Annotated in this window: 18 protein-coding genes, 1 pseudogene and 2 CRISPR repeat arrays (1 of these 21 running past the window's edge); of the genes and pseudogenes, 4 read left to right on the plus strand and 15 right to left on the minus strand. The window is 72.3% G+C overall.

From position 1 onward, the window contains the following. A CRISPR array of direct repeats spans positions 1 to 201; the repeat unit is 29 nt; unit sequence CGGTTCATCCCCGCGTGCGCGGGGAACGG (it extends 805 nt beyond the left edge of the window). A 160-nt stretch (positions 202 to 361) separates the two neighbouring features. Both istA and istB read left to right on the plus strand, forming a co-directional pair. After that, positions 362 to 1,591 (plus strand): IS21 family transposase, encoded by a 1,230-nt coding sequence (gene istA / locus ACOQFB_RS17300; protein WP_370539111.1) that lies wholly within the window; start codon positions 362 to 364, stop codon positions 1,589 to 1,591. Next, a complete protein-coding gene (gene istB / locus ACOQFB_RS17305; RefSeq protein WP_059439614.1) occupies positions 1,588 to 2,367 on the plus strand; it encodes an IS21-like element helper ATPase IstB in 780 nt (259 codons plus the stop codon). The genes istA and istB overlap by 4 nt, the downstream gene beginning before the upstream one ends. Positions 2,368 to 2,431: 64 nt before the next feature. Continuing rightward, positions 2,432 to 9,413: direct repeats of the CRISPR family, unit length 29 nt; unit sequence CGGTTCATCCCCGCGTGCGCGGGGAACGG. A gap of 60 nt (positions 9,414 to 9,473) precedes the next feature. Here the strand turns inward: istB and cas2e are convergent. From cas2e to ACOQFB_RS17370, 13 genes are all read right to left on the minus strand, one after another. Then, positions 9,474 to 9,830 (minus strand): type I-E CRISPR-associated endoribonuclease Cas2e, encoded by a 357-nt coding sequence (gene cas2e / locus ACOQFB_RS17310; RefSeq protein ID WP_421609770.1) that lies wholly within the window; start codon positions 9,828 to 9,830, stop codon positions 9,474 to 9,476. Continuing rightward, complete coding sequence (gene cas1e, locus ACOQFB_RS17315) at positions 9,811 to 10,722, minus strand: type I-E CRISPR-associated endonuclease Cas1e (RefSeq protein ID WP_059437561.1); 912 nt, start codon at positions 10,720 to 10,722, stop codon at positions 9,811 to 9,813. The genes cas2e and cas1e overlap by 20 nt, the downstream gene beginning before the upstream one ends. Further along, on the minus strand, positions 10,722 to 11,459 hold the full coding sequence (gene cas6e, locus ACOQFB_RS17320) for a type I-E CRISPR-associated protein Cas6/Cse3/CasE (RefSeq protein ID WP_082100212.1): 738 nt from the start codon (positions 11,457 to 11,459) through the stop codon (positions 10,722 to 10,724). Before cas6e ends, cas1e begins: the two co-directional genes overlap by 1 nt. Beyond that, on the minus strand, positions 11,440 to 12,240 hold the full coding sequence (gene cas5e, locus ACOQFB_RS17325) for a type I-E CRISPR-associated protein Cas5/CasD (protein WP_059437559.1): 801 nt from the start codon (positions 12,238 to 12,240) through the stop codon (positions 11,440 to 11,442). The genes cas6e and cas5e overlap by 20 nt, the downstream gene beginning before the upstream one ends. Positions 12,241 to 12,242: 2 nt before the next feature. Continuing rightward, complete coding sequence (locus tag ACOQFB_RS17330; RefSeq protein WP_494492293.1) at positions 12,243 to 12,374, minus strand: hypothetical protein; 132 nt, start codon at positions 12,372 to 12,374, stop codon at positions 12,243 to 12,245. Then, entirely contained in the window at positions 12,371 to 13,279 is a 909-nt protein-coding gene (cas7e, locus tag ACOQFB_RS17335; protein ID WP_494492294.1) for a type I-E CRISPR-associated protein Cas7/Cse4/CasC, read from the minus strand. The genes ACOQFB_RS17330 and cas7e overlap by 4 nt, the downstream gene beginning before the upstream one ends. A gap of 37 nt (positions 13,280 to 13,316) precedes the next feature. Further along, positions 13,317 to 13,856: a type I-E CRISPR-associated protein Cse2/CasB gene (gene casB, locus ACOQFB_RS17340; protein WP_059437557.1), complete on the minus strand. Its 540-nt coding sequence runs from the start codon at positions 13,854 to 13,856 to the stop codon at positions 13,317 to 13,319. Further along, complete coding sequence (gene casA / locus ACOQFB_RS17345) at positions 13,853 to 15,469, minus strand: type I-E CRISPR-associated protein Cse1/CasA (RefSeq protein WP_421609769.1); 1,617 nt, start codon at positions 15,467 to 15,469, stop codon at positions 13,853 to 13,855. The genes casB and casA overlap by 4 nt, the downstream gene beginning before the upstream one ends. 2 nt (positions 15,470 to 15,471) lie before the next feature. Next, entirely contained in the window at positions 15,472 to 17,643 is a 2,172-nt protein-coding gene (cas3, locus tag ACOQFB_RS17350) for a CRISPR-associated helicase Cas3' (protein ID WP_494492295.1), read from the minus strand. Beyond that, on the minus strand, positions 17,577 to 18,227 hold the full coding sequence (locus ACOQFB_RS17355) for a CRISPR-associated endonuclease Cas3'' (RefSeq protein ID WP_494492296.1): 651 nt from the start codon (positions 18,225 to 18,227) through the stop codon (positions 17,577 to 17,579). The genes cas3 and ACOQFB_RS17355 overlap by 67 nt, the downstream gene beginning before the upstream one ends. Before the next feature lie 179 nt (positions 18,228 to 18,406). After that, entirely contained in the window at positions 18,407 to 18,820 is a 414-nt protein-coding gene (locus ACOQFB_RS17360; protein ID WP_011419798.1) for an acyl-CoA thioesterase, read from the minus strand. Between the two features lie 43 nt (positions 18,821 to 18,863). Then, positions 18,864 to 19,112: an Lrp/AsnC ligand binding domain-containing protein gene (locus ACOQFB_RS17365; RefSeq protein WP_011419797.1), complete on the minus strand. Its 249-nt coding sequence runs from the start codon at positions 19,110 to 19,112 to the stop codon at positions 18,864 to 18,866. Between the two features lie 81 nt (positions 19,113 to 19,193). After that, positions 19,194 to 20,123 carry a DNA-3-methyladenine glycosylase family protein gene (locus ACOQFB_RS17370; protein ID WP_421609768.1) on the minus strand — a complete coding sequence of 310 codons (930 nt, stop codon included), beginning with the start codon at positions 20,121 to 20,123 and terminating at the stop codon, positions 19,194 to 19,196. A 342-nt stretch (positions 20,124 to 20,465) separates the two neighbouring features. On the opposite strand from ACOQFB_RS17370, the gene ACOQFB_RS17375 reads away from it, so the two are divergent. Beyond that, positions 20,466 to 21,581, plus strand: coding sequence for a BamA/TamA family outer membrane protein (locus ACOQFB_RS17375; RefSeq protein ID WP_494492297.1), 1,116 nt, complete (start codon positions 20,466 to 20,468; stop codon positions 21,579 to 21,581). 88 nt (positions 21,582 to 21,669) lie between these two features. Here ACOQFB_RS17375 and secA read toward each other — a convergent pair. Further along, a pseudogene (secA, locus tag ACOQFB_RS17380) lies at positions 21,670 to 24,506 on the minus strand (preprotein translocase subunit SecA). Between the two features lie 260 nt (positions 24,507 to 24,766). Here secA and ACOQFB_RS17385 point away from each other — a divergent pair. After that, the gene (locus tag ACOQFB_RS17385; protein WP_059437551.1) at positions 24,767 to 25,453 is read left to right on the plus strand and encodes a C40 family peptidase; all 687 of its coding nucleotides are present in this window, start codon (positions 24,767 to 24,769) and stop codon (positions 25,451 to 25,453) included. A 188-nt stretch (positions 25,454 to 25,641) separates the two neighbouring features. Here ACOQFB_RS17385 and ACOQFB_RS17390 read toward each other — a convergent pair whose 3' ends face one another. After that, entirely contained in the window at positions 25,642 to 26,559 is a 918-nt protein-coding gene (locus ACOQFB_RS17390; protein WP_059437550.1) for a M23 family metallopeptidase, read from the minus strand. Positions 26,560 to 26,694: the final 135 nt, after the last annotated feature.

The raw sequence follows: 26,694 nt of genomic DNA on the forward strand, positions 1-26,694 counted from the left end.
CGCGTGCGCGGGGAACGGGCGGTGAGCTGCGGCGCATCACCGCCGAGCGCCGGTTCATCCCCGCGTGCGCGGGGAACGGGGGTGGATCGGCATCCAGCGCTCGTCGCCGGTCGGTTCATCCCCGCGTGCGCGGGGATCGGGACGCGAGGCCGGGCACGCGGCGCCCGTCCACCGGTTCATCCCCGCGTGCGCGGGGAACGGCCACCGAGCCGGCCGAAATACGTCTCCGTCGTCGGTTTGTAGAGCGACAGGATAACTAACCCCCTCGCGACACTAATTCTGACCCCCCTGCCTCTCGACCAGGGAGACGGAGATGGGCAGAGAGATCGAGGCTGTGGCACCCCCGAGCGCGGAGGTGCCGATGCTCGAGGCGGAGGCGGTGCGGCAGATGCTGGAGCTGTCCGCGCGGGGCTGGGGAACGAAGGCGATCGCGAGGGAGCTCGGCCTCGCGCGCAACACCGTGCGGCGCTACCTGCGGGGCGGCGAGGCCGCCGAGGTGCAGGTGCGGCCCGCCGCGCGCCGACTCGACGAGACGACGAGCGCCGAGGCAGTGGCGCTGTTCGAGCGCGAGGCGGAGGGGAACGCCGTCGTGGTCGCGCAGCTGCTCGCCGAACGCGGCATCGACGCCAGCGTGCGGACCGTCCAGCGGGCCGTGGCAGGCCGCCGGCGCGAGCTGCTCGCGGCGGACGTGGCGACGATTCGTTTCGAGACCGCGCCAGGCCGCCAGATGCAGATCGACTTCGGCGAGCGGAAGGTCTGGATCGCCGGCCAGCAGGTCACGGTCCACTTCATGGCCGCGGTCCTCAGCTACTCGCGCCGGATCTTCGTGAAGCCGTTCCTGCACGAGCGCCAGGGCGAGTGGCTCGACGGGATCGCGTCGGCGTTCCGCCACTTCGGCGGCGTTCCGCTCGAGGTGCTCGGGGACAATACGCGGTGCCTCGTGCTTGATCGCGACCGCGAAGCACAGACCGTCACGTTCACGCCGGCGTACGTCGCCTTCTGCCGCGACTGGGAGGTGCAGCCGCGAGCGTGCCAGCCGTACCGCGCGCGGACGAAGGGCAAGACCGAGTCGGGCGTGAAGTACGTGAAGCGCAACGCCATCGCTGGCCGGCGGTTCGACTCGTTCGATCACCTCCAGGTGCACCTGGGGGAGTGGCAGCTCGCCGCCGACCACCGCATCCACGGCACGACGCACGAGGTGCCGATGACCCGCTTCGAGCGCGATGAGCGCGACGCGCTCCGGCCCCTTCCCGCGCGGCCGCTTCCGACGCACGGCCGCCGCCTGCAGCGCCGCGTCGCGAACGATGCGTTCATCGACATCGACACGGTCCGCTACAGCGTCCCGCACCGGCTCGTCCGAGACCGCGTCGAGGCTCTCGTCACCGCCGACGAGGTCCGCGTGTTCCACGGCCGGGACGTCGTCGCGGTCCACGCCCGCTCGTTCGAGCCTCACGCGCGCGTGGTCGATCCCGCGCACCTCGACGGGCTCTGGCGCAAGCCCACCGAGAACGTCGTCCCGCTCGCGCAGCCTCTCGCCGCGCTCGGGCGCACGCTCGACGACTACGCCGCGGTGATCGGCGGTGCCGCGTGAGCGCCGAGATCGTGCGGGCGCGCGTGCTCGAGCACCTCGGGCGGCTCCGGCTCGGCCGCATCGCTGAGAAGCTCGACGCGCTGCTCTCGGACGCCGCTCGCGGCGAGCCGACCTACCTCGACTTCCTCGACGCGATCCTGCGCGAAGAGGTCGGGGCCAAGCAGCGCAAGCGGGTCGCGATGGGGATCACCATCGCGCACTTCCCGACCGTGAAGACGCTCGACGACTTCGAGTTCAAGTTCCAGCCGAGCGTGGACCAGAAGCTCGTCCGCGAGCTCGCGGTCGGCCGCTACGTCGCGAACGCGGAGAACGTGCTCCTGTTCGGCCCGCCGGGCGTCGGGAAGACCCACCTCGCCATCGGGCTCGGCCGCGCCGCAGTCGAGGCCGGCTACAGCGTGCTCTTCACGAGCGCGACCGCGCTGCTGGGCGCGTTGTCCAAGGCCGAGACCGAGGGCCAGCTCGCGGAGCGCCTCGCCTTCTACGCGAAGCCGAAGCTCCTCATCGTCGACGAGCTCGGCTACCTGCCGTTCGAGAAGCGCAGCGCGCACCTGTTCTTCCAACTCGTGGCGCGCCGTTACGAGAAGGGCTCGATGCTGATCACCACCAACCAGCTCGTGACGCAATGGGGAACGGTCTTCGGCGACGAGGTCCTCGCCGCTGCGATCCTCGACCGGCTCCTGCACCACAGCTTCACGCTGATGATTCAGGGCGAGAGCTACAGGCTAAAGCAGAAGCGCAAGGCGGGCCTGCTGGGCAGGTCCGAGAAGGCGAACTGAACCCCGAGGAGGAGGGGGTCAGTTTTAGTGTCGTTTGGGGGTCAGAAGTTCCTGTCGTTTGACACGGTTCATCCCCGCGTGCGCGGGGAACGGGAGTACCTGCGCAAGGTCATCGACCGCGTGTACGGTTCATCCCCGCGTGCGCGGGGAACGGCACCGCGGCCTTCCCGCGTGCTCGTTCCAGACCGGTTCATCCCCGCGTGCGCGGGGAACGGGGGCGCATTCCGGATCGGTCCAGCCCCCTCCGCGGTTCATCCCCGCGTGCGCGGGGAACGGTGGTGGGGACGACCTCGATCTTCTCCTTGCGGCGGTTCATCCCCGCGTGCGCGGGGAACGGTTCGCGTCCCTCGACGGCACGAAGGCGGGCTCCGGTTCATCCCCGCGTGCGCGGGGAACGGCGCAGCGCGCCGAACGGCAAGCGTCGTGCCACCGGTTCATCCCCGCGTGCGCGGGGAACGGCCGGTGCGTGTGAGAGCGCGCCGGGGCTTCGTCGGTTCATCCCCGCGTGCGCGGGGAACGGTACCGTATCGGCTGCGGAGACACGTGCGCTCCAGGTTCATCCCCGCGTGCGCGGGGAAGGGTTGCCCGTCGCCCTGGTCGTGCCAGCGCGCCGGTTCATCCCCGCGTGCGCGGGGAACGGTCGACCGTCTCGATGTTCCCCTTGGTCTCGGCCGGTTCATCCCCGCGTGCGCGGGGAACGGGGGAACACGAACGACGCCACCAGGCGATCCCGCGGTTCATCCCCGCGTGCGCGGGGAACGGTCCCTACGAAGTGACGGTGGGTGACGGTCTGACGGTTCATCCCCGCGTGCGCGGGGAACGGGCGGCCGCCATCCGCGTAGCACCCCATCACCGCCGGTTCATCCCCGCGTGCGCGGGGAACGGGTGAAGTCGGCGAGGAACCGCCGCATCGCGCCCGGTTCATCCCCGCGTGCGCGGGGAACGGACGATCGCGGTTCTCTCCTGCGCGTGAGCCGCCGGTTCATCCCCGCGTGCGCGGGGAACGGTTCGCGCTCGCCTTCACCACCTGCTGCACCGGCGGTTCATCCCCGCGTGCGCGGGGAACGGATGTTCTCGTGCACCGAGCTCTCCCCGGCGCGCGGTTCATCCCCGCGTGCGCGGGGAACGGTTGCCCTCGCCGCCCACGAGGTTCGGGCGCACCGGTTCATCCCCGCGTGCGCGGGGAACGGTCTAGCGACCCGCCGGACCCGTCGTGCGTCAGCGGTTCATCCCCGCGTGCGCGGGGAACGGGCGGCGCGCTCGGCCTCGGCCGCCGCCTTCCGCGGTTCATCCCCGCGTGCGCGGGGAACGGAGCCGCCGCGCGAACTCGCGGCCGACCTCGGCCGGTTCATCCCCGCGTGCGCGGGGAACGGTCCATCTCCCGGAACCACGCCACCGCCTCCGCCGGTTCATCCCCGCGTGCGCGGGGAACGGGTGCGGTCCCGGCTGCTGCGTGGCGCTCGATTCGGTTCATCCCCGCGTGCGCGGGGAACGGTCCGGTCTCATCGAGGTGAAGGAGGACGTCTCCGGTTCATCCCCGCGTGCGCGGGGAACGGCGAGCAGGATCAGGGCGCTCGGCCGCTTTTCCAGGATCATCCCCGCGTGCGCGGGGAACGGCCTGGCGATCGTGGCCTCGTGCGCGGCGCACTCGGTTCATCCCCGCGTGCGCGGGGAACGGTCGTGGACGACCGTTGCGGCGCCTGGCCCGGACGGTTCATCCCCGCGTGCGCGGGGAACGGTGGACGCTCTTCGCGTCCTCGATGGTGCCTGCCGGTTCATCCCCGCGTGCGCGGGGAACGGCACGCGAGGATGGACAGAATCAGCTCGGCGACCGGTTCATCCCCGCGTGCGCGGGGAACGGTTCGACGTGGTGGCGGTGTGGGCGCTCGATCGCGGTTCATCCCCGCGTGCGCGGGGAACGGCCGCCGAGGACCGTCACCGGGAAGCCCTCGGCCGGTTCATCCCCGCGTGCGCGGGGAACGGCGGGCGGTGTCGTCGCCGGCGCGGACGGCGAGCGGTTCATCCCCGCGTGCGCGGGGAACGGCGGATCAGCTTCGTCTGCGCCTCGCAGTGCAGCGGTTCATCCCCGCGTGCGCGGGGAACGGCCCGCGCTCAGGAACACCGCCAGGCCGACCAACGGTTCATCCCCGCGTGCGCGGGGAACGGCCGGCGGCCGCCTCTACGACGGGCGCGGGCACCGGTTCATCCCCGCGTGCGCGGGGAACGGCCTCCGCTATGAGGCGCAGTTTCAGGATCAGCCGGTTCATCCCCGCGTGCGCGGGGAACGGCTTCACCGCTTGCCCCGCTTGCGCCGCTCGAGCGGTTCATCCCCGCGTGCGCGGGGAACGGTCGGACGTGAACACGTACCTGGACCCGTGGCGCGGTTCATCCCCGCGTGCGCGGGGAACGGGGGCGCAGGACCGGCTGGCCCGGGAGGTGCGCCGGTTCATCCCCGCGTGCGCGGGGAACGGCCGTCCCGCCGCGAGCATCCTCCGAACCGTGACGGTTCATCCCCGCGTGCGCGGGGAACGGCTTCACCGCTTGCCCCGCTTGCGCCGCTCGAGCGGTTCATCCCCGCGTGCGCGGGGAACGGTCGGACGTGAACACGTACCTGGACCCGTGGCGCGGTTCATCCCCGCGTGCGCGGGGAACGGGGGCGCAGGACCGGCTGGCCCGGGAGGTGCGCCGGTTCATCCCCGCGTGCGCGGGGAACGGCCGTCCCGCCGCGAGCATCCTCCGAACCGTGACGGTTCATCCCCGCGTGCGCGGGGAACGGCTTCACCGCTTGCCCCGCTTGCGCCGCTCGAGCGGTTCATCCCCGCGTGCGCGGGGAACGGTCGGACGTGAACACGTACCTGGACCCGTGGCGCGGTTCATCCCCGCGTGCGCGGGGAACGGGGGCGCAGGACCGGCTGGCCCGGGAGGTGCGCCGGTTCATCCCCGCGTGCGCGGGGAACGGCCGCGGCTCGCTCCTCTCGCGCATGTTCGCCGGGGTTCATCCCCGCGTGCGCGGGGAACGGGCGCGCAGAAGCAGATCGCCGCCGAAGCCGGGCGGTTCATCCCCGCGTGCGCGGGGAACGGGAACGCCACCATGCACACCACCACCGCGCTAGCCGGTTCATCCCCGCGTGCGCGGGGAACGGGTCGAGTGGCGCTCGAGCAGGAGGTCCTCGGCCGGTTCATCCCCGCGTGCGCGGGGAACGGGCGGAAATGGAGCTGCTCACCCGGCGCGAGCGCGGTTCATCCCCGCGTGCGCGGGGAACGGCTCACGAGCACACCGGCTCAGTACCTCAGGCCCGGTTCATCCCCGCGTGCGCGGGGAACGGATGGTGTATGTGCGCTCGCCTCGGCCGGCGTTCGGTTCATCCCCGCGTGCGCGGGGAACGGATGTGCCTCACGAGCAAGCCCATGCGCTCGGCCGGTTCATCCCCGCGTGCGCGGGGAACGGTAGGTCATGGGCCTGTTCGATGAAATCCGAGCCGGTTCATCCCCGCGTGCGCGGGGAACGGACGTCGTTCTTGCGGAGGAAGCGGTCGAATGCCGGTTCATCCCCGCGTGCGCGGGGAACGGCGGTGGTGAACCGCGATGGCGATGTCTGAGCTCGGTTCATCCCCGCGTGCGCGGGGAACGGCTCGAAACGCTGAGTAAACCAGAGCGAAATCACGGTTCATCCCCGCGTGCGCGGGGAACGGTTCTCCATCACCTGGATGCCCGCCTCCATGAACGGTTCATCCCCGCGTGCGCGGGGAACGGTCGAACGCGGTCTGGCCCGGGTCCACCGTCACCGGTTCATCCCCGCGTGCGCGGGGAACGGACAGCGCGGATGACGAGTGAGAGCGGGTACTCCGGTTCATCCCCGCGTGCGCGGGGAACGGGTTCGCGGTGGTCGTCCTCGCCGTCATCGTCTTCGGTTCATCCCCGCGTGCGCGGGGAACGGTCCTCGAGCACGCCGATGTAGGTCTCGGTGAACGGTTCATCCCCGCGTGCGCGGGGAACGGATGCGCCGTCGAGCCGCAGGACGTCCAGATCACGGTTCATCCCCGCGTGCGCGGGGAACGGTCGACGCCGTCCTCGGTGGTGAGTGACGGTCGGTTCATCCCCGCGTGCGCGGGGAACGGCGGTAGCGACGGGCCATCACGCCCGCCACGCGCGGTTCATCCCCGCGTGCGCGGGGAACGGCGCCCCACAGGACCTCGTGGAGGGTCCGCTTGCGGTTCATCCCCGCGTGCGCGGGGAACGGATCGGGGTGATGCCGTCCCGAGGCAGCGACGCCGGTTCATCCCCGCGTGCGCGGGGAACGGGGGCGGGTTCCGCCCTACCCCGCGACTCGACCCGGTTCATCCCCGCGTGCGCGGGGAACGGTTCGACGCGGCCGGCCTCTCCACGGAGGCAGTCGGTTCATCCCCGCGTGCGCGGGGAACGGTCTGAGGCGCTACCTGCGCACACGGGAGCAAGCGGTTCATCCCCGCGTGCGCGGGGAACGGACAACCCTGGGCTCGCGCTTGCCCTGCTCGAACGGTTCATCCCCGCGTGCGCGGGGAACGGGCCTCGAGGTCGGAGACGGAGGCCGGATCGAGCGGTTCATCCCCGCGTGCGCGGGGAACGGCGTTGCGCGCTGCGGTCGTTGGCCCGGGGCGTCGGTTCATCCCCGCGTGCGCGGGGAACGGCCTCTCGCGGAAGCGGTGAGCCCCGTGGGCTTCGGTTCATCCCCGCGTGCGCGGGGAACGGGTGGTGGTGTTGTACCCGGCGCGGCCGAGCGCCGGTTCATCCCCGCGTGCGCGGGGAACGGACGCGCATCAAGAAGGACGGCAAGACCCGCGGCGGTTCATCCCCGCGTGCGCGGGGAACGGGACCGGACCAACCGGCCCGGCCCCCGCGTCGACGGTTCATCCCCGCGTGCGCGGGGAACGGACGTTCGGCGTGACGGCGTTGATGAACGACGCCGGTTCATCCCCGCGTGCGCGGGGAACGGCGTAGCCCTCGCGCGCCGCCTGTGCCTCCTCGGGGTTCATCCCCGCGTGCGCGGGGAACGGGTGGAGTAGCGGCCGTAGATGGAGGCGGGGATCGGTTCATCCCCGCGTGCGCGGGGAACGGCCACGTCACGCCTCGATGCGCTGCGCGAGCGCCGGTTCATCCCCGCGGGCGCGGGGAACGGAGAACGCGCGCGGCGCCGGGGCGCGCCGCGGCCGGTTCATCCCCGCGTGCGCGGGGAACGGCGACGCCGACCGTCCTCCACTGCGACACCTGCCGGTTCATCCCCGCGTGCGCGGGGAACGGGAGGGCCGGTGGTATGCGCTCGGCGCCTCAGTCGGTTCATCCCCGCGTGCGCGGGGAACGGGAGTTCCGCGAGACCGGCGGGATGGACGCGCGCGGTTCATCCCCGCGTGCGCGGGGAACGGAGCTCGCGCAGTCGGACGTCGTCCTATCCGGCCGGTTCATCCCCGCGTGCGCGGGGAACGGGGCGCGGCGCCGGTGCCCGTGGTGATCTGCGGCGGTTCATCCCCGCGTGCGCGGGGAACGGGAGACCAGCGCGACGGCGCCCTTCAGGTCCGCCGGTTCATCCCCGCGTGCGCGGGGAACGGTCGCCGTCATCGACCACGGCGAACGGTTTGAGCGGTTCATCCCCGCGTGCGCGGGGAACGGGCGCTCGCTGCGGAATACGGCGACGCATTCGCCGGTTCATCCCCGCGTGCGCGGGGAACGGCAGGAGGTCGAAGATCACGGGGCACTCCGGCTCGGTTCATCCCCGCGTGCGCGGGGAACGGACGATCGGCTGGCGCTGCGCGGCGCTCGCGTACGGTTCATCCCCGCGTGCGCGGGGAACGGCGGCTCACCCTCGAGGACTGGCAGCGCTGGAACGGTTCATCCCCGCGTGCGCGGGGAACGGCAGGAGTTCTTCGGCCGCACGGGTGCGGCTCTCGGTTCATCCCCGCGTGCGCGGGGAACGGACGTCCGAGTAGCGTCGAGGTCAGACGCTGAACGGTTCATCCCCGCGTGCGCGGGGAACGGGCGGCGCCGGCGGCGGTGCCGACCACCGGCACCGGTTCATCCCCGCGTGCGCGGGGAACGGGCCGAGGCCGACGCCCCGGTGCGCATGGTGGACGGTTCATCCCCGCGTGCGCGGGGAACGGCTGAAGGCGACCGGCCTTGCCTTGGCGGACGACGGTTCATCCCCGCGTGCGCGGGGAACGGGCGCTCGCCGCGGCGGCCTTCTCCTGCTCGGCCGGTTCATCCCCGCGTGCGCGGGGAACGGTGCGCCGTGTCGTCGGTCGCCCCGAGGAACACCGGTTCATCCCCGCGTGCGCGGGGAACGGACTGCCTCGCTCGCGTTCATCCACGTCTCGGCCGGTTCATCCCCGCGTGCGCGGGGAACGGGCCTCGACCGGCGTACGGGTGGCGTCGAACACCGGTTCATCCCCGCGTGCGCGGGGAACGGAGCGCCGCGGGCACCGCGCCTCAGTTCCGCATCGGTTCATCCCCGCGTGCGCGGGGAACGGCTGCGCGTCTGCGTCGCCGTCCTGTCCCAGCTCGGTTCATCCCCGCGTGCGCGGGGAACGGTGCACGCCCCAGCGCGCGAGCGGCTGCCACCGCGGTTCATCCCCGCGTGCGCGGGGAACGGTCGCCCTCGACGCGGCCCATCTGCTCGGCGACCGGTTCATCCCCGCGTGCGCGGGGAACGGTTCAGCAGCATCGAGGTGAGGACCACCCGGTTCGGTTCATCCCCGCGTGCGCGGGGAACGGCGCGCGTCGTAGCCGATGATCAGGGCCTCGGCCGGTTCATCCCCGCGTGCGCGGGGAACGGCCGTCGAAACGGCACCCCTCGACGCGGGACCACGGTTCATCCCCGCGTGCGCGGGGAACGGGTGCGGCGCGGGAAGCACCCGCTGTTCCCGGTCGGTTCATCCCCGCGTGCGCGGGGAACGGTGGTTCTTCGCCGCGGTGAGGGCGATGCGCACCGGTTCATCCCCGCGTGCGCGGGGAACGGGTGTTCTCGCGCGTGTTCGCCGGTGCGGTGCACGGTTCATCCCCGCGTGCGCGGGGAACGGACTTCTGAAGAACACAGGAATTCTATTGGGTTGATGTCAAAGAGCAACGCCACCGAGCTGCTACCTGCTCCTCTGTCCAGGCTTCCGCAGGCCAAAGCCCGGGGGCGGTGGCAAGGTCGGGGCCTGCTCGGCGGTGACGACGTCTGGCCCGAACGCAACCAGCTTCAGCCCGTCGAAGTCGACCGGGATCCTGCGGTTCGGTCCGAGGGTCGCGAGCTCGAAGCCGGACTCGTTGTTCGCGCTCCAGGCGGCGATGGCGTTACCGCTCCCGATCGCGCCTTCGACCTGCGCCCAGAGCATCTCGCGGACGCGCTTCGACACGTCCCCGACGTAGACCCCTGCGCGCACCTGGAGCAACCAGCAGGCGAGCCGGCCCCGCAGCCGCTCCGGTGCGTTCTCAACCACGATGACCAGCATCGCCGATCCCTCCCGCGCTCGGGATCGCCGGCGGGAGCTGGTCCGGCGCCGCCTCCGGCTTCTCGATGCCGGCCGCCTGGAGGATCTCCTCGATGAGCGGGATGAGCCGGTCCAGGAGCTTCGACTGCCTGAACACGTTCCTGCAGGCGAGCCGCACGACGCGCTCCGGCTCGACCGGAACCTTCGCCGCCTGCTCGAACGCGACCGGCACGACCGTGTCGAACTTCACGATGTCCGCGACGTCGTAGACGAACGAAAGCGGCTTGCCGGTGTGAATGAAGCCGATGGCCGGCGCATACCCGGCGGCGAGCACGGCGGCCTCGGTGATCCCGTACAGGCAGGCGGTCGCCGCGCTGAGACACCGGTTGGGAAGATCTCCTGACTCCCAGGTTGCGGCGTCGTAGTCTCGCTTCTCCCAGTGCACGCCGTACTTGCGCCCGAGCTGCTTGTACGTCTCGCGCACGCGCGCGCCCTCGATGCCTCGGAGCTGCTCGATGCTGCGGCGCGCGGGCGGCTCCTCGCCGAACCGCAGGGCGTACATCTTGCGGACCACCTTCAGCCTCAGGTCGTCGTCGAGCGCGAGCCGCGCCTGGAACAACAACCGGTCGCTGCGCGCACCGCCGGGCTGGCCCGCCGCGTAGAGGCGCACGCCGCCTTCGCCCACCCAGACCAGGAGCGTCCCGACCCGGCTCGCGAGCGCGATCGCCGCGTGGGAGACCCGCGTTCCGGGCTCGAGCATGATGCACGCGACGCTCCCGACCGGGATGTGCGTCCGGATGCCGTTCTTGTCGACGAGGACGAACGCACCGTCCAGGACGTCCAGGTTGCCGTACTCGAGGAACACGAGCGATACGCGCTCCTTGAGCTGGATCGGCCCGGGCGGCGGGAGCACTACGCCCTCCGCAGCAGCATGAGCCCGCAGCCGAACGCCTTCTGCGGGCCGAACCCGGCGCGGACCTGCGCGAGGAACGCCTCCGGGTCGGTCACCTCCAGCGTCCCCTCGAAGTCGAGCGTGCTGAACCGGATGGGCGACGTGCCGCGGCGTGCGATGCGGTGCTGGCGGTAGCCCTCGACGCGCACGGCGGTCCGGGGCCCCTCCTCGATCAGTCCGTCGTCTCCGATGCGCTCCACCACGGTCTCGACCAGCCGGAACCCGGCGCGCGTTCCCTGCCTCGCGAGCCAGGCCGTGCCGGCGGACGCGATCCGCTCGGTGAGCTCCCGGACCGGACGCCCTTCGCGCTTCAAGGACGCGGTCAGGTCCATCACCACGTCGTGCCGCCGGGCGCGCCCGCTTGCCCGTCCTTCCAGCCTCTCGGCGCGCCGCACCACGGGGCTCGCGCGCAGGCGGAAGCCGAGCCGCTGGCCGGCGCGCAGCGCGGGCTCGAAACGCTTCGCCTCCACGCGCCACGTCCCGTCCGTCGATGCGTCGGGAGCGTGCGCGGACAGGACCAGGAACGTCGGCCTGCCGGAGGCATCCTCGGCGCGGAAGAGGAAGTCCCGCTTCTGCTCCGGGCTGCGGCTCAGGAGGTTCCAGAGCGCTCGATGGGCTCCGTACGGCTGCGACACCTCGCGCCAGAACGCCTCGCGCTCCGCGGCGCGTGGGCCCAGCTCAATCCTGCTCAGGAACATGGCGTCCTCGCTCCTCGGGCGTCCAGGCCCGCTGGTGCTCTTGCCGCTCGGTGAACTGCCAGCGGCTCCGGCTGATCACGCGATCGCGCCTGCGGGACGTCTGGGCTGGTTCCAGGCCGGGCCAGTCTTCCTCCCACTGGACGGTCCCCTTACCGAGGCCACGCTCCAGCACGGGCGCGACCACCGCGTCGCTCCGGAATACGGCGCGAGCCATGGCCTCGACAGGATGCGCCGCCTCGACGATCTGCGGCTCCAGCGGGAGGTCGAGCGGGCAGCTCTTGCGTCCGAGGTACGGGACGAACCCCGGCCGCCGGAGCGCATCCTGCAGCGGCTCGAGTGGCGGCGACGGGGTCCCCGAGTGCGACCAGAGCGCAACGGTCCAGACGGCGTCCACGCGGTACTGCCGGCTGCTCAGCAGCGTGGAGAGCGCGCGGCGTCCGAACGCGAGCTCGGCCCGGCGGGTGGCGGGGCGGTGCCAGGGCCGGCCGGCCTTCTTCGCAACCGCGGCCTCGGCCCGGAGGAGCTTCTCCTCGGGGCCCTGGGCCGTGTGGAAGTCGATCAGCAGCTCGCCCGGTGCATCGGTCCGGGAGGCGAAGCCGAGCCCGCGATCCAGCGCGGCCAGCGCGTCCGCGTCGTCCCGGCGAATGCGCAGCGCCGCGGCGAGGAGGCCGAGCACGGCGGACCGCGACGGGTGCGGCGTGCTCGGCCGCCGCTCGCCGACGGCGATGTCGCCCCAGGAGGCCAGCGGCCCGTGGAGGCGAAAGCAGAGGAACGAGGCCATCGTCAGGCTTCCGCGAAGAAGTCGAGCACGGCCTTCTTGGTCCCGGTGCCGGCGCTCGCGTCGAAGGACGCGGACGGCACGGCGTCCCCGTAGATGGCGTCGAGCTTCTCGCGCGTGTCCTGCAGCGCCTTCACCCCCTGTGCGAGCAGGTCATCGCCGGCGACCGGGCGCAGGAACGCCGCAGCCAGGGATCGCGGCTGCGCGGACCCTTCTCGACCAGCGCGAAGTGGGCGCGGGAGCGCGAGGCGAAGCTGTTCTGCTTCCCGTTCGGCGCCACCGTGAGGCACGCCTCGCCGAGCGCCCTGAGCGTCTTCTGCACGAGCGTCTCGTCGCCTCCCAGGTTCTCGCCGAGGAGCGCGCGGTCCACGCACACGTACTGGTAGAGCACCGCGGACGCGAACTCCTGGGTCCCGACGTGGCCCGCGCCGGCGTCCTCCTCGTCGGACTTCAGGTCGTCCACCGCGGTGAAGTAGTCGTCCTCGATGGCGACCTTGTGGATGGAGATTGCGTGCGCGACCTGGCACGCGGCCTCGACGTTGAACTCGGCCTTCGCGGCGAGCATCCGGCCGAAGAGCGCGATGTCGGCGGCGCCCTTGGCGTTCCCGACCAGGCTCGCGAGCTCGTCCTCGGTCGGCGCCCGGCCATCCTCTCGCGCCAGCTTCGCCGCGAGCTTCTCGAGGTGACGCTTCTCCTCCGGGGTGACGTGCGCGAGCTGCTCGGTGCGGAGCCCCTCGTCCTTGACCGCGCCGAACTGCGCGGCGAGCTGGCTCGCCAGCTTCTTCGCCTTCTTCTCGTCGAGGCCCTTCTGGAGGATCGGCAGGACCAGGTCGCCGAAGCGCTTGGTCCGGGTGCCCAGGTGCTCTCCCAGCTCGGACTCGAAGGCGGCCGACGTCCGCCACGCCCGCTTCAGGCTCTGGGAGCTCACGCGGAGACGCTGCGACCCGCCGAAGAGCGCTGTCTTGGGCCGGCCCAGGTCGTCGCGGTTGAGGTTGGAGGGCGCGTAGGGCGTCAGGAAATGAAGCTGGAGGAACGTGGTCATGGTTGCGATCTCCGGGGTCGGAATGCGACGGATGCGTTCAAGCCTTCTTCTTGGACGGGAGCGCCTCGTAGTAGTCGCGGGCCCAGCGGGATCGGGTCCGCTCGTCCCAGCGCACGACGTCGATGAACAGCCGGTCCACCGACGCCGAGCGGTCGAGTTGCCGGACGGCACGGACCAGCTCGCGGAGCATGTCGTCCGGCTCCTCATTTCGCAGCAGATGCCTGAACCGGGCGTCGCTCACGGCCGCCCCCTGCGCGTCGCCCTTCGGCCGCGCCATCTGCGACGCAAGCGAGGTGCGCTCCCGCGGCTCCTTCTCGACGTGGGCGAGGACGGCCGCCGCGACGGCAACCCGTCTGGCGTCGCCCTCCCCGAGGCGCGACCCGAGCCACTGGAGGAGCCGGTGGTACGAAGCCGTGAACGCGACGTCCCCGACGGTCCCACACCGCCTCAGCTCGGCCCGTCCGGCCCGGTCCTCGCTGGCCAGGCTCTTCCACCACCGCCAGACGGACGAGGCTGGCTCGGGCGTCGCTTCCTGGCTCGATGCCTCTTGCTCGATCGGCGCTCCGGTCGTGCTCACGGGTGCGGCTCCTTTCCAGGGTTGCGTGCCTTCTTCTGGGGCTTCGCCTTCACCGGCTCGTCGACGGTCAGCCCGAGCGCCTTCCGGAGCCTGGGCCAGGTCGGATGCGTGAACTGCTGGAGGTCCCGGCGCGCCAGCACGATGCGCTGCAGGTCCGGTGCGGCGATGTCCGCCACGAGAGGCACGAGGGAGTCGAACAGCTCGAGGGCGGCGCGGTGAAGCGCCTCCAGCCACGCTTCGCACGCCGCGTCCCTCGCCTTCGCGTCGTCCGCTTCGAGGGCCACCTTCAGAGCGTGGACTGCATCGAAGAACGCAGGCTCCGTCCGCGACCAGAATGCGGGATTCACGCGGTCGAAGACGTCGAGATCTCCGGGGCGGTCGCTCCAGGCCGCCTTCACCTGGAACGAGAGCGTCCTCCGGATCTCCTCGCTCGCCGAGACGAGCGCCTCGACGTCCGCGCCGAACTGATCGGGAAGCACGCTCGTGGCGATGAGCGGCGTCTCCGCGCGCGACCACCGCAGCGGCTTCATGTTGTTCATCGCGTAGCCGAACGCCGCGAGCCGCGCGTGCGGCACCAGTTCCCGGCGGCGGCTGTTCGCGAAGTAGCTGACGACGGTCGCCGGCCTCCGCTCTTCGCCGCCGGTCACCAGCTGCGGCCAGTCGCGGTAAGGGAGCCCGTCGGCGGAGGCCTTCTTCGGATTCCAGGGCTCGCCTGGCTTGAGGAGCTTGTACGGCGTCCATGGGTGGCGGAAGTCGCCTTTGTAGTTCGTGCCCTCGGGCCGGCCGAGATAGGCGCGCACCACCGGCACATCTCGCGCGCCGGTCACGGAGCACGTCCCCCGCGCGTCGCGCTCGAACACCAGGCGGATCCGTCGCGGGAGCCCCCAGAGGTGCTGCAGCGGGTGAATGCTCTTGGGAGGGGGCTTCGCCTTGGTCCGCGCCATCCAGGGGAACGTCGCGGGGGCAGCGTCGACCGACTCGTCCCCCGGGACGCGCGCCTCGAACTCCGGCCGCGGCAGCACGTTCAGCCAGGCGGATCGCCAGAGGTCGTCGCCGGCGATGAGGGTCGTGAGCGGTCCGCCGCCTCGCAGGGACGTGAACTGTCCGCGGCCGCCGCTGGGCGCATACGTCTGCATCGCCATGAGCGCGGCGGCGGCGGCGGGGTACCCCAGCTCCGGGAAGAGCGCCGGCTTCGCGAACAGGCTGGGGCCTTCCGAAAGCCCGCTCTCGCCGATCCGATCGACCAGGAGGGCTCCGATCGGCTCGGTGCTGGCCTTCGGGTCCTTGGCGACGGTCAGGTCCTGCATGAACCGTGGCCCGTCCCCGTCCAGGAAGAAGGCGTCGCGCACCGCGTCCAGGCGCTTCAACAGCACCTTCACCGGCGGTGGCTCCTTGAACTCCTTCTCCCATGCGCGCTCCGTGGCAGGCGCCGCAGCCGTCTGAAGGAGGCCGATCAGGAACTCCAGCAGCGCGCCGTCGAAGTCCGGCCGCGGGCTCGCCACGCGCAAGGGCGGGTCGTCCCGTTCCGCGATCTCCGCGGGCGCGATCATCTCGATCCGTCCGCTTCGCCGCTCGACCGGGATCCACCGCTCGTCGATCAGGTTGTAGGCCACGCTCACTCCCCCTCCTCGATCTCGAGACCACGCTGCTTCGAGTACGCGACGCGAACCGGGACCCGGGTCACTTCCCGGTTCCGGGCCCGCTCGCCGAAGGCCTTCCCGATCCACCGGCCGTCTCCGTCCGGCCGGAGGACGAGCGTGACCGTGTCGTCGTCCACGAACGGCTGGGTCGCCTCCAGCGCGGCGCGCTCGGCCTCGTCGCCGGTGCCTGGACCCGCGACGAGGCGGCGTGCGACCCCGAGCTGGCTGAGCTGCCAGAGGGGCCGGCCGGCGTCGTCGACGAACAGGGCGCGCGCGCCCGCGGGCTGCGCGAGCGCCAGCCGGACGGTCGTGGTCGGCTCGCCGAGACGCGTGGGCGTCCTGGCCTCGCTCGACCAGTCGGCCCCCTCCCGCAGGTATCCGAGGTCCAGCTTCAGCACCGCGTTCTGCGCCACGCCCGCGTGCGCGAGGGCCGCGCCCTGCGCAGCGTTGGCCCGCGCGTCGAGCGTGGGCGGGACGGCTTCGTCGCCGTACACGGCCTCCACGAGCGCCCGGGCATCGGCGGGCAGGACGATCGCCTTGCGGCGCGCCAGCTCCCGCGCGGTGCGCCACAGCACGCCAGGATCCGGGTACACGCGCGCGGTGCGCTGGAACGGAGACGCGAGCCAGGATCTCGGCGGATCCTCGGACCAGGCCGGCGCCAGCAGGTGGAGGACGGGCGGCGGTCGCGTGGTGGCGCGCGCGTGGCGCTGCAGCCGCCCGGCCCGCTGGATCAGGCGATCGACGGGGCTGAGGTCGCTCACCATCGCGTCGAAGTCGATGTCGAGCGACTGCTCGACCACCTGCGTGGCGACGATCACATGCCCGGCGCGCGCCGCGTCGGTGCCGTCCTTCCCGAAGCGCCGCAGCACATCCTGCTCGATCCGGAGCCGGTCGCCGAGGGCGAAGCGCGCGTGGAACAGGGTCGCGTTCTGCTGGCCGAGCACCGCCGCGATGGCCTCGAATCCCTCGATCGCGTCCTTGACGCTGTTCCGGATCCAGCAGGCGCACCCGCCCGCGCGCGCAGTCGAGGCCAGGAGGCGAACGGCGTCGACCACCGAGCCACACCACTCGACGGGGATGGTCCTCGGCGCACCCGCCCTCGGCTCCACCGGCCGCTCCACGACCGTCCCCTGGGAGCCGATGGCGGAGAGCAGCGGATAGGCGCCGCTGGCCGGTAGACGCGCGACCCGGCCGCCGAGCCCCTGCGAGAACGCGCGGGCCAGGATGCGACGCTGCTCGAGCGGAAGCGTCGCGCTGAGCAGGATCGCGCTCCCGCCCAGCGCGGCGTGGATGCGCAGCAGCCCGGCCAGCACGCCCAGCATGTACGCGTCGCAGGCGTGGACCTCGTCCACGACGAGGACGTGCCGGTGGAGCCCGAGGAGCCGGAGCGCCGCGTGCTTGCTCTGGAGCGCGGCGAGGAGCGCCTGGTCGATGGTCCCGACCCCGAGGTCCGCCAGCAGCGCCTTCTTGCGGCCGTCCGCCAGCCACGCGGCCGCCGTCCGGCTGGCGGTGGGCTGCTCGTCGCGCCCGCAGGACGCGTCCCGCGCTCCCCCCGCGATCGCGATCCGGTCGCGCTCGGTGAGCTGGGGACCGCTGTGCGTGAGGAGGTAGGAGGCCGGCCCGTCGAAGAGGACGTCCAGGAGCTGCGCGACGCGCGCGTGCATGGCGTTCGCCGTCGCCATCGTCGGCAGCGCGAAGAACAGCCCGTCCGCGCGGCCCTCGGAGAGGAGGCGGTGCGCCAGCACCAGCGCCGCCTCGGTCTTCCCCGCTCCGGTGAGGTCCTCCAGGACGAAGAGCTGGGGTCCATCCGGGATCGCGATCTCGAGGGCGGCCCGCTGCAGCGGCGTGGGTTCGACGATGCTCGGGAAGAGTTCGGCGATTCCGGTGAAGGGCCTGGAGGCAGTGCCGGCCACGCCGCTCGCCGCGACCGCACGGCGCGCAGCCTCCCGCGCCCGGGGCCAGTACGTCGGCAGCGGCAGCGGCTCGTTCTGGTACGGAAACCACCGCGTGTCGGACCCGAGCCAGTCGCAGAGGATCGCGAACCCCGCGATCCACCACGAGGTCCGCCGGCTGCGAGCGATCAGGTCATCGACGTCGTGGAGTCCGCTCGCGAGCGGGCCCGGCCGGAGCAGGTCCCTGACGGCCACTGCGAAGCCCGCGGCGTCCTCGCGGCTCCGGGAGAGGGGGATCCCGGGTGCGCCTTGAACACCGTGGACGGCAGCGGGCGCTCCTCCGGCGGCTTCCCGTGGTGGCCCAGCGCCGCGGCCATCCAGCTCTGGAGGACGTCCGCGAGATCGTCTCGGGGCAGGGGCTCGCCGCACACCGTGACCGGAAGGAGCTCCGGCAGGAGGTGCGCTTCGCGGTGATCCGGTGCTCGGCGCGCCCAGCTTCGCCAGAGCAGGTATCCGAGGCTGTCGTGGCGGATGTCGGACCCACGGGGCGCTCGCTCACCCTGGAGCGCCGCCACCACCTCTGGCATCTGGTCCTGAAACGGTTCGGAGAACTTCCCGAGGTCGTGCAGCGCGAGCAGGTACGGAACGCTCGAGCGCAGGCTCTCGGCGGTGAACCCCGACAGCCCCGCGATGCGTCGGAGCCAGCGGGGATCGCGCTCGAGGAGCTCGGACGCGACCGCCGCCACATCGAGCGAGTGGTACGCGAGGCGATGGAAGGGGGCGGCCTGGTCCTCGGCGCGCGCCTTCCCCCAGTAATCGAGGTAGCCGTCGTCGCTCAACGCTCCTCCAGTCGAGGAGCTCGAGCATCACCGCCGGACGGACATGCGCTGCACGCCGACGCTCCCACGTACCCACCTCCCGGTGAGCGTGGAACGTCGAGCAGGGCCACTGTGACCGGGAGTGATCCGTCGCCCGCGCCCGGGTCGACGCGGACCCGAGCACCCCGGCGCCGTCGCCCCTACACCCGATGCTTCTCGAACGCCGCGCGGATCTCCGGCGGGATGGGCGCCTTCTTCCAGGCGGGGACCTCGATGCAGCAGAGCACGATCGTCGAGCTCGCCGCCGCGTCGGCCTCGTTGGGCCGGAAGACGTCGTAGCGGATCGAGATCGAGTGCGCGCCGATGTGCAGCGTGGTGAGCTGGATCGTCACCGCGTCGCCGTGCTGCAGCGGCTTCTCGAAGTCGGTCTCGATGCGCACCACCGGCAGCGCCACCTTGAGCTGGTCGCCGAGATCCCAGAACGGGATGCCGACCTCGGCGGTGAAGAAGTCCTCCAGCGCGCGGTGGAAGAAGTCGTAGAAGCGGGGGAAGTACACGATCCCGGCGCGATCGACGTCGGGGTGGCGGACCGGCTGGCGGATGCGGAAGGCCATGGCTCCTCGTCCTCTCGGCGATGCGGGCGGTGCGGGCTGCGCGTCAGGCGAGCGGCTTGAACGCGCGGAAGGCGAGCAGCGTCTCGGTGTCGCGAACGCCGGCCACCTTCTGGACCTGGTCGGGGATGAGATCTCCGAAGGCGTCGTACTCGGGGGCGTAGAGCTTCACCAGCAGATCCCAGGTGCCGGTGACGGAGTGGACCTCGGACACGCCCTCGATCTCCATGAGCGCGTTCGCCACCTCCTCGATGCGGCCCAGCTCGCACTTCACCAGCACGAACGCTGCCTTCATGTCGCCTCCGGTCGAGTCCGATCTTCTACCATTTCCCCGGCCGGGCGGTGCCGCGCCGGCGGCATCCCGCGCGGGCGCGGGTCAGGGCCAGCTCGGCGCGTCGCCGTGCCAGTCGGCGGTCACCTCCAGCCACATGGCCAGCCCGGCCCACCTTCCGTAGGGCGCGAACCAGCGGCGCAGCGTGCGATCGGCCGGGGGCCGGCGTTTCCCCCGGAGGCGTGCGAGCTTGGGGCGCGTCCACGAGTCGAGGGCGAGGTGGTCGTGGCGGCCGAGCAGGCGCAGCAGGTGCTCGGTCGCGTACGGCCCGAACCCCTTCAGCTCCGAGATCCGGCGGCCGAGCGCGTCGGTGTCGAGCGGCGAGCGCCGCAGCCCCTCGAGCCCGAGCGTCCCGTCCGCCGCGCCGCGGGCCAGGGCCAGCAGGAACGGGGCGCGGTAGCCGGCGCGGATCTCGTCCCGGTAGAAGCGCTCGGTCCGCGCGGCCATGGCCTCGGGGGTGGGGAAGGCGCGCGTGCCGAGCGGCCCGGGCTCGCCCAGCGTCTCGCACAGGCGCGTCACCATCGACCGGGTGAGCGCCCACGAGCAGTTCGTGGTGCAGAGCGTCTTCACCGCGTCCTCGTACACGGTGGGTGACCGGAGCAGCCGGCCCGCGCCGCGCGCGAGCGCCCAGCGGAGGTCGGGCAGGTCCCGGCCCTTCCCGGCGGCGCGGCGGCGCTCGAGCTCCGCCGCGAGCGCCTGGAACGGCCCGAGGTCCTCGTCGAGCGCGAGGCAGGCGCCGAGCAGCGCGCGCGCCTCGCGCGCCTCGGCGGCGCCGAGCCGTCCCTGCGCGAACGCGCGGAACGCGAGGCGGCCGGGCTCCCCCTCGGCCACCTCCGCGTACGCGACGCGTGCGCCGGACAGCCGCAGGGGCCGCCCGAGCACGCGGCGGGCCTCGTCCCAGCGCCACGGCGGCAGGTCGTACCAGCCGTGGCTCCGGACGGTGAGGAGGAGGTCAAACGGCTCGGGCACTTGCATCGCTCACCCTGCGGGGGCCCCTGCGGGCCCCCATCGTGGAACCGACCATCGGCGGAGCTTCTACCATCGAAGGCGGAGCAGGCGGCCGTGGCCACCTCGAAGGATGCGGGTGAGGGGCTGCAGGTCCTCGAGGCGAGGAACGCGCGCGGGCGATCCACCGCGCCCACGTCCGCCGACGAGAACCCGGCGGCCGGGCGGCGCCGGTGATAGCCTCTCGCGGCCGATGCGCCTCGCCGCCCGCCCCGCCCTCGCCCTGCTGCTGCTCTCCACCGCCGCCCGCGCCGCCGCGGCCCCGCCCCCCGCCCCCGCGCCTGCGGCCGGACCGCCTCGGCCGGCGCCGCCGTGGCGGCCGAGGCCGCCGGCGCGAGCGCGTCGGACAACCCGCCGCCCGCCGCCGAGCCGGGGGAGCGCACCGCCGAGACGGCCGCGCACCCGCAGGGCCACGTGGCCGCCGCGGAGGCGCAGCGTCACGGGAACCGCTGGTTCGCGCTGCCGGTGCTGTTCTGGCTGCCGGAGACGCGGCTCGGCTTCGGCGCCACCGGCGGCCTGCACCTCGATCTGCGCGGCGCGCCCCGGCCCTCGAGCGTCTTCGTGGGCGCGGTCTACACGCTGGAGCGGCAAGGGTCGGTGGACGTCGCGGGCGAGATCTACCTGCCGAACGGAATGCTCCTGAGCGGCCGCACGCGCGTGGTCCACTTCCCGGACGTCTTCTACGGGATCGGGCCCCACACCACCGCCGAGGACCGCGAGAAGTTCACCCGCCGCGGCGCCGAGGCGGTCGTCACCGCCGAGCTGCCGGTGCTGCCGGACCTCCGCATCGGGCCGCGGGTGGACCTGCGCGCCGAGGAGATCCAGGATCGCGAGCCGGGCGGCCTGCTGGCGCGCGGCACGGTGGCGGGCTGGGACGGCTACACCGCGGCGGCCGCCGGCGCGAGCGCCACCTACGACACGCGCGACAGCACGTTCTGGCCGATGCGCGGGACGGTGCTGCAGGCCTGGTACGTGTACGCGCCGGCGGCGCTGGGGCGGCGGCACGCCACCTTCGGCCGCGGCGTGGCCGAGGCGCGCCACTTCGTGCCGCTCGGCCACCGCCGCGTGCTCGGCCTGCACGCCTACGGCGAGGCCGCGCACGGTGAGCCGCCCTTCACGCTGCTGCCGAAGCTCGGCAGCACCCGGTTCCTGCGCGGGATCCGCGAGGGGCGCTACCGCGACCGCGTGGACTGGGTCACGCAGGCGGAGCTCCGCACGCCGGTGGTGGGCCGCCTGGGCGCGGCCGCGTTCGCGGCGGTGGGCGACGTGGCGCCCTCGCTGCGCGCGCTCACGCTGCAGTCGGTGAAGGCCTCCGGCGGCGCCGGCCTGCGGTGGCGCCTCACCGAGGACGGCGCGAACATCCGGGTGGACGTCGCCGCGAGCCGGCTGGGCGTCGAGCTGTACGTGCTGGTGCTGGAGGCGTTCTAGGGACGGCCCGTCATCCGCTCGTGGTTCGACGGGGCTCACCACGAGCGGGGCACCACGGTGCGTACGGGGCGACGAGCCGCTCGCGCCGCTAGACCGCGGCCTCGGTCGCGCCGTGGCACTTCTTGTACTTCTTGCCCGAGCCGCACGGGCAGGGGTCGTTGCGGCCGACCTTCGGGTGCTGGCGCACCACGGTCTCCTGCTTGGGCGCGGGCTTCGCGTCGCCGTCGCCGGCGGACTCGGCGTGGCTGGCGGTGATCCGCTGGAGCGCCTTGCGCTGCATGGCCAGGCGCTTCGCCTCGAGCTCCTCGGCGGTCTCCTGGCGGACGAGCTGCAGGCGGAGGAGGTTGCCGATGACCGCGCTCTTCACGCGCCAGGTCATCTGCACGAACATCTCGTAGCCCTCCTTCTTGTACTCCTGCTTCGGATCCTTCTGGCCGTAGCCGCGCAGGCCGATGCCCTGGCGCAGGTGGTCCATCGAGAGCAGGTGGTCCTTCCACTGCTGGTCGATGGCCTGGAGGTACAGGTACTGCTCCCAGCGGCGCAGCACCGGGATTCCCTCGGGGTCCTTCCCGAGCTCCTCCTCCTTGGCCCGGTACAGCTTCTCCACCACGTTGAAGACCTGCTCCTCGAGCGCGCGGCGCGCCTCCTGGGCGCGGCCGACCGGCGGCGTGAACTTCATCTCCACGCCGAACTGCTCGCGGATGTTGGCCGAGAGGCCCTCGAGGTCCCAGTCGGCGACGCGGCTCGGGCAGCTCGCGCCCACCATCTCGACCACCAGGTCCTCGACGAGGTCGAGCATGTGCTCGCCCGCATCGGCCCAGGTGAACACCTGCTCGTGCCGGGTCTTCTTCTTGGTCTTGGGATCTCCTCGTACTCGACCACCGGCACGCCCGCGCCGAAGCCCAGCACCATGCGCCGCAGCCGGTAGATCGACCGGCGCTGCTGGTTCATGACGTCGTCGTACTCGAGCAGGTTCTTCCGGATGTCGAAGTTGTGCGCCTCGACCTTCTTCTGCGCGCCCTCGATGGCCTTGGTGAGCCAGGGGTGCTCGATCTGCTCGCCGTCCTTCATGCCCATGCGGCCCATGAGCCCCTGGATCCGGTCGGACCCGAAGATGCGCATGAGCTCGTCCTCGAGGGACAGGTAGAAGATCGACGAGCCGGGGTCGCCCTGGCGGCCGGCGCGGCCGCGGAGCTGGTTGTCGATGCGGCGGGACTCGTGGCGCTCGGTGCCGACGATGTGCAGGCCGCCGAGCTTCACGACCTCCTCGTGCTCGGTGCTGGTCTGCGCCTTGAGCTTCTCCAGCGCCTGCTCGAGGCGCCGGGCCCAGTCGGCCTTGCGCTCGAGGAACGCCTGCTCCTCCTCGCCCTCCATGGGCGCGTCCGGCTCCGGGCCCACCTCGTGCTTCGCCATCATCTCGGCGTTGCCGCCCAGGATGATGTCGGTGCCGCGGCCGGCCATGTTGGTGGAGATGGTCACCGCGCCCTTGCGGCCGGCCTGCGCGACGATCTCGGCCTCGCGCTGGTGGTGCTTGGCGTTCAGGACGGAGTGCGGCACGCCGCGCCGCTTCAGCAGGGCCGAGACCACCTCGCTCTTCGCCACCGAGACGGTGCCGACCAGCACCGGCTGCCCGGTGCCGTGGCGCTGCTCGATCTCGGTGCAGAGCGCGTCGAACTTCTCGCCCTCGGTCTTGTAGACGACGTCCTCGGAGTCCTTGCGGACGTTCTTCTTGTTCGTCGGGATGACGACGACGTCGATGTTGTAGGTCTTGGCGAACTCCTCCGCCTCGGTGTCCGCGGTGCCGGTCATGCCCGCGAGCTTCGAGTACATGCGGAAGTAGTTCTGGAAGGAGATGGTGGCGAGGGTCTGGTTCTCCGCCTCGATCTTCACGCCCTCCTTCGCCTCGACGGCCTGGTGCAGGCCGTCCGACCAGCGCCGGCCCGGCATGAGGCGGCCGGTGAACTCGTCGACGATGAGGACCTCGCCCTCCTTCACCACGTAGTCCACCTCGTTCCGGTAGAGGTGGTGGGCGCGGAGCGCCTGCTCGACGTGGTGGAGGGTCTCGATCTCCTCGGGCGCGTAGAGGTTCTGGACGGAGAGCTTCTTCTCCATCTTCTCCACGCCCGCGTCGGTCATCACGATGGTGCGGCTCTTCTCGTCCACCGTGAAGTCCTGGTCGCGGATCATCGAGGGGATGACCGCGTTCACCCGCGCGTACAGCTCGGAGGACTCGTCCGACGGGCCGGAGATGATGAGCGGGGTGCGCGCCTCGTCGATGAGGATCGAGTCCACCTCGTCCACGATGGCGAAGTTCAGCTCGCCCTGGACGTAGTCCTGGAGCCGGAACTTCATGTTGTCGCGCAGGTAGTCGAAGCCGAACTCGTTGTTCTGGCCGTAGGTGATGTCCGAGCCGTAGGCCTGCTGGCGCTCGCGGTCGGTGAGGCCGTGCACGATGACGCCGGTGCTGAGCCCGCAGAAGCGGTACAGCCGGCCCATCCACTCGGCGTCGCGCCGGGCCAGGTAGTCGTTCACGGTGACCACGTGCACGCCGCGCCCGGAGAGCGCGTTCAGCACGCAGGGCAGGGTCGCGACCAGCGTCTTGCCCTCGCCGGTCTTCATCTCCGCGATCTTCCCGGAGTGGAGCACCGCGCCGCCGATGAGCTGCACGTCGAAGTGGCGCATGCCGAGCGCGCGGACGCCCGCCTCGCGCACCAGCGCGAACGCCTCCGGCATGAGGTCGTCGAGCGTGCGCCCCTTCTCGCGGACCTGCTGCTTCCACTCGGCCACCAGCCGCGGGAAGTCCTCGTCCCGGAGCGCCTTCATGCGCGGCTCGAGCTCGGCGACCCGCGCCACGAGCGGCCGGAGGCGCTTCAGCTCGCGCTCGTTCTTGGTGCCGAGGACCTTCTTCAGGACGTAGTTGAACATGATCTGCTCGAATCTCCGGTTGGCCCGGTCCCCGCGTGCGGGGGCGCGCACCTGTCCCCCTGACGAAACAGGCGCCCGCTCCGACGCGTTCCGTCGAGCGGGCGCCTCTTCCCTGGCGCGAGGTCACGCCGGACCCGGGCTCCAGGGGCCGCCGAGGCTACCTGCTTAGGTAACGCCGCGCCAGACGAAATCAAATGGGAGGCCCCACGCATGGTTGGCCGCCGTTTTGACAGCCGGAGGGGGCCCTCTACAGTGGCAGCGTGGCCCGCCTCGCCCCGCTCGCGCTCGCGGCCCTCGCGCTCGCCGCCTGCGCCGGCCCGGGCCGGGTCGGCCGGCCGGACCTGACGCCCGGCGGCGACGGCGCGCTCGGCGAGCGTCTGGCCGCGCGGGCGGCGTCGCTCGCCGGCGAGCGCGGCGCGTTCCGGGCCGGCGGCGAGCGCTTCAACCCCGACTGCTCCGGCTTCGTCCAGGCCGTCTACCAGGCCGAGGGGATCCCGCTGCGCCGGCTCATGGCGCTCGCCTCGCCGCGCGAGACCTCCGGGGCCGCGGCCGCGTACCAGGCGGTCCGCGCGTACGGGACCGCGTTCGGCGGCGGCGGGCAGTGGCCGGTGCCGGGCGACCTGGTCTTCTTCCACGACACCTACGATCGCGACCGCGACGGCCGCGCCGACGACCCGTTCACGCACGTGGGCGTGGTGGAGCGCGTGCGCGACGGCACGGTGGTGTTCCTCCACCGCGGCGGGCGCGCGGTGGTGCGGGCCGCGCTCACGCCGGCCCGGCCGGACGTCGCGCTCGCGCCCGACGGCACGCGCCTCAACAGCCCGATCCGCGACAAGCGCCCGCCCCTGCGCGGCGGCGCGACGCTGACCGGGCAGCTCTTCGCCGGCTACGGGCGCATCGACCCGGCGCGCGTGCCGCGGGAGGTCGCGCAGGGCGCGGCGCGCTGATCCGGCGGCGCCGGACCGCTCGTGGTTCGACGGGCTCACCACGAGCGGAGCTCGCTCATCCACGGGCGTCCGCCCGCTCATGGTTCGACGGGCTCACCATGAGCGGACCGGGGGCTCGCCATGAGCGGACTTCAGGGGCTCACCACCAGCGGACCAGGGGCTCACCACGAGCGGACGTCAGGCCGGGATCACTCGAGGATGAACTTCCTCGGGTTCTCCGGGATGCCGTTCACGCGCACCTCGTAGTGCAGGTGCGGGCCGGTGGAGCGGCCGGTGTTGCCGACGGCGGCCACCTTGTCGCCGCGCTTCACGCGGTCGCCCAGGCGGACGAAGATCTCGGAGAGGTGGGCGTAGCGGGTCTTCACGCCGTAGCCGTGGTCGAGGACCAGCACCTTGCCGTACGCGCCCTCGGTGCCGGAGAACACCACCGTCCCGTCCGACGGCGTGTAGATGGGCTGGCCGTGCGGGGTGGCGATGTCGAGGCCCTGGTGCATCTTCCGCTCGGCCGTGTACGGGTCGATGCGGGTGCCGAAGTCGGAGGTCACCCAGCCGCGCGCGGGCCAGATCGACGGCGTGGAGGCGAGCAGCGAGCGCTGGTCGTCGAAGTACTCCTGCAGCTCGCGCAGGCTCTGCTCCTGGCGCGAGGCCTCGGTCTCGAGCGACCCGAGCTTCCCGGGCAGCGCGGCGATGCTCGCCTCGGCGGCGGGGGCGGGGCCCGGGATCGAGGGCTCGCCCTCGGTGTTGCCCACCGGGCCGATGGCGAGGTTCCGCTCGGGATCCTGGAGCTGCGTCACCGCGGTGCGGAGCTTCGCGTCGAACCGCTCGACGCGGTCGAGGGTGGCCGAGATGTGGGCGACCTTCTCCTGGACCAGGAGGATCTGCGACCGGAGCTGGGCGTTCTCCTCCTTGAGGACGGCGTTCTCGGAGGACGACCCGATCAGGGACAGGTAGTGCCCGAGGACGAGGAGCCCGACCAGCACCACGGCGCCGCCGCCGTAGGCCGCCTTCTTCAGCCACTTCTGGGGGACTCGGAACTTGCGGATCGCCTGCGAGTGGTCGGAGACCACGATGACCGTGAACACCTGGGTCTTGGGCGGTGCCGCCATCCGATCCACGCTCCGTTGGTCCCCGGCCATGCGCCCGAGAAGCTAGCGACGCGGCGCACCGGGATGAACGCCAGTCCCGGAGGTACGGGACCCGAGGGCAGAGCGGTAACAGAGCCCGAAGTTGCCTGTCAAGAA

It is taken from the genome of Anaeromyxobacter sp. Red801, assembly GCF_049201065.2.
GTDB lineage: Bacteria > Myxococcota > Myxococcia > Myxococcales > Anaeromyxobacteraceae > Anaeromyxobacter.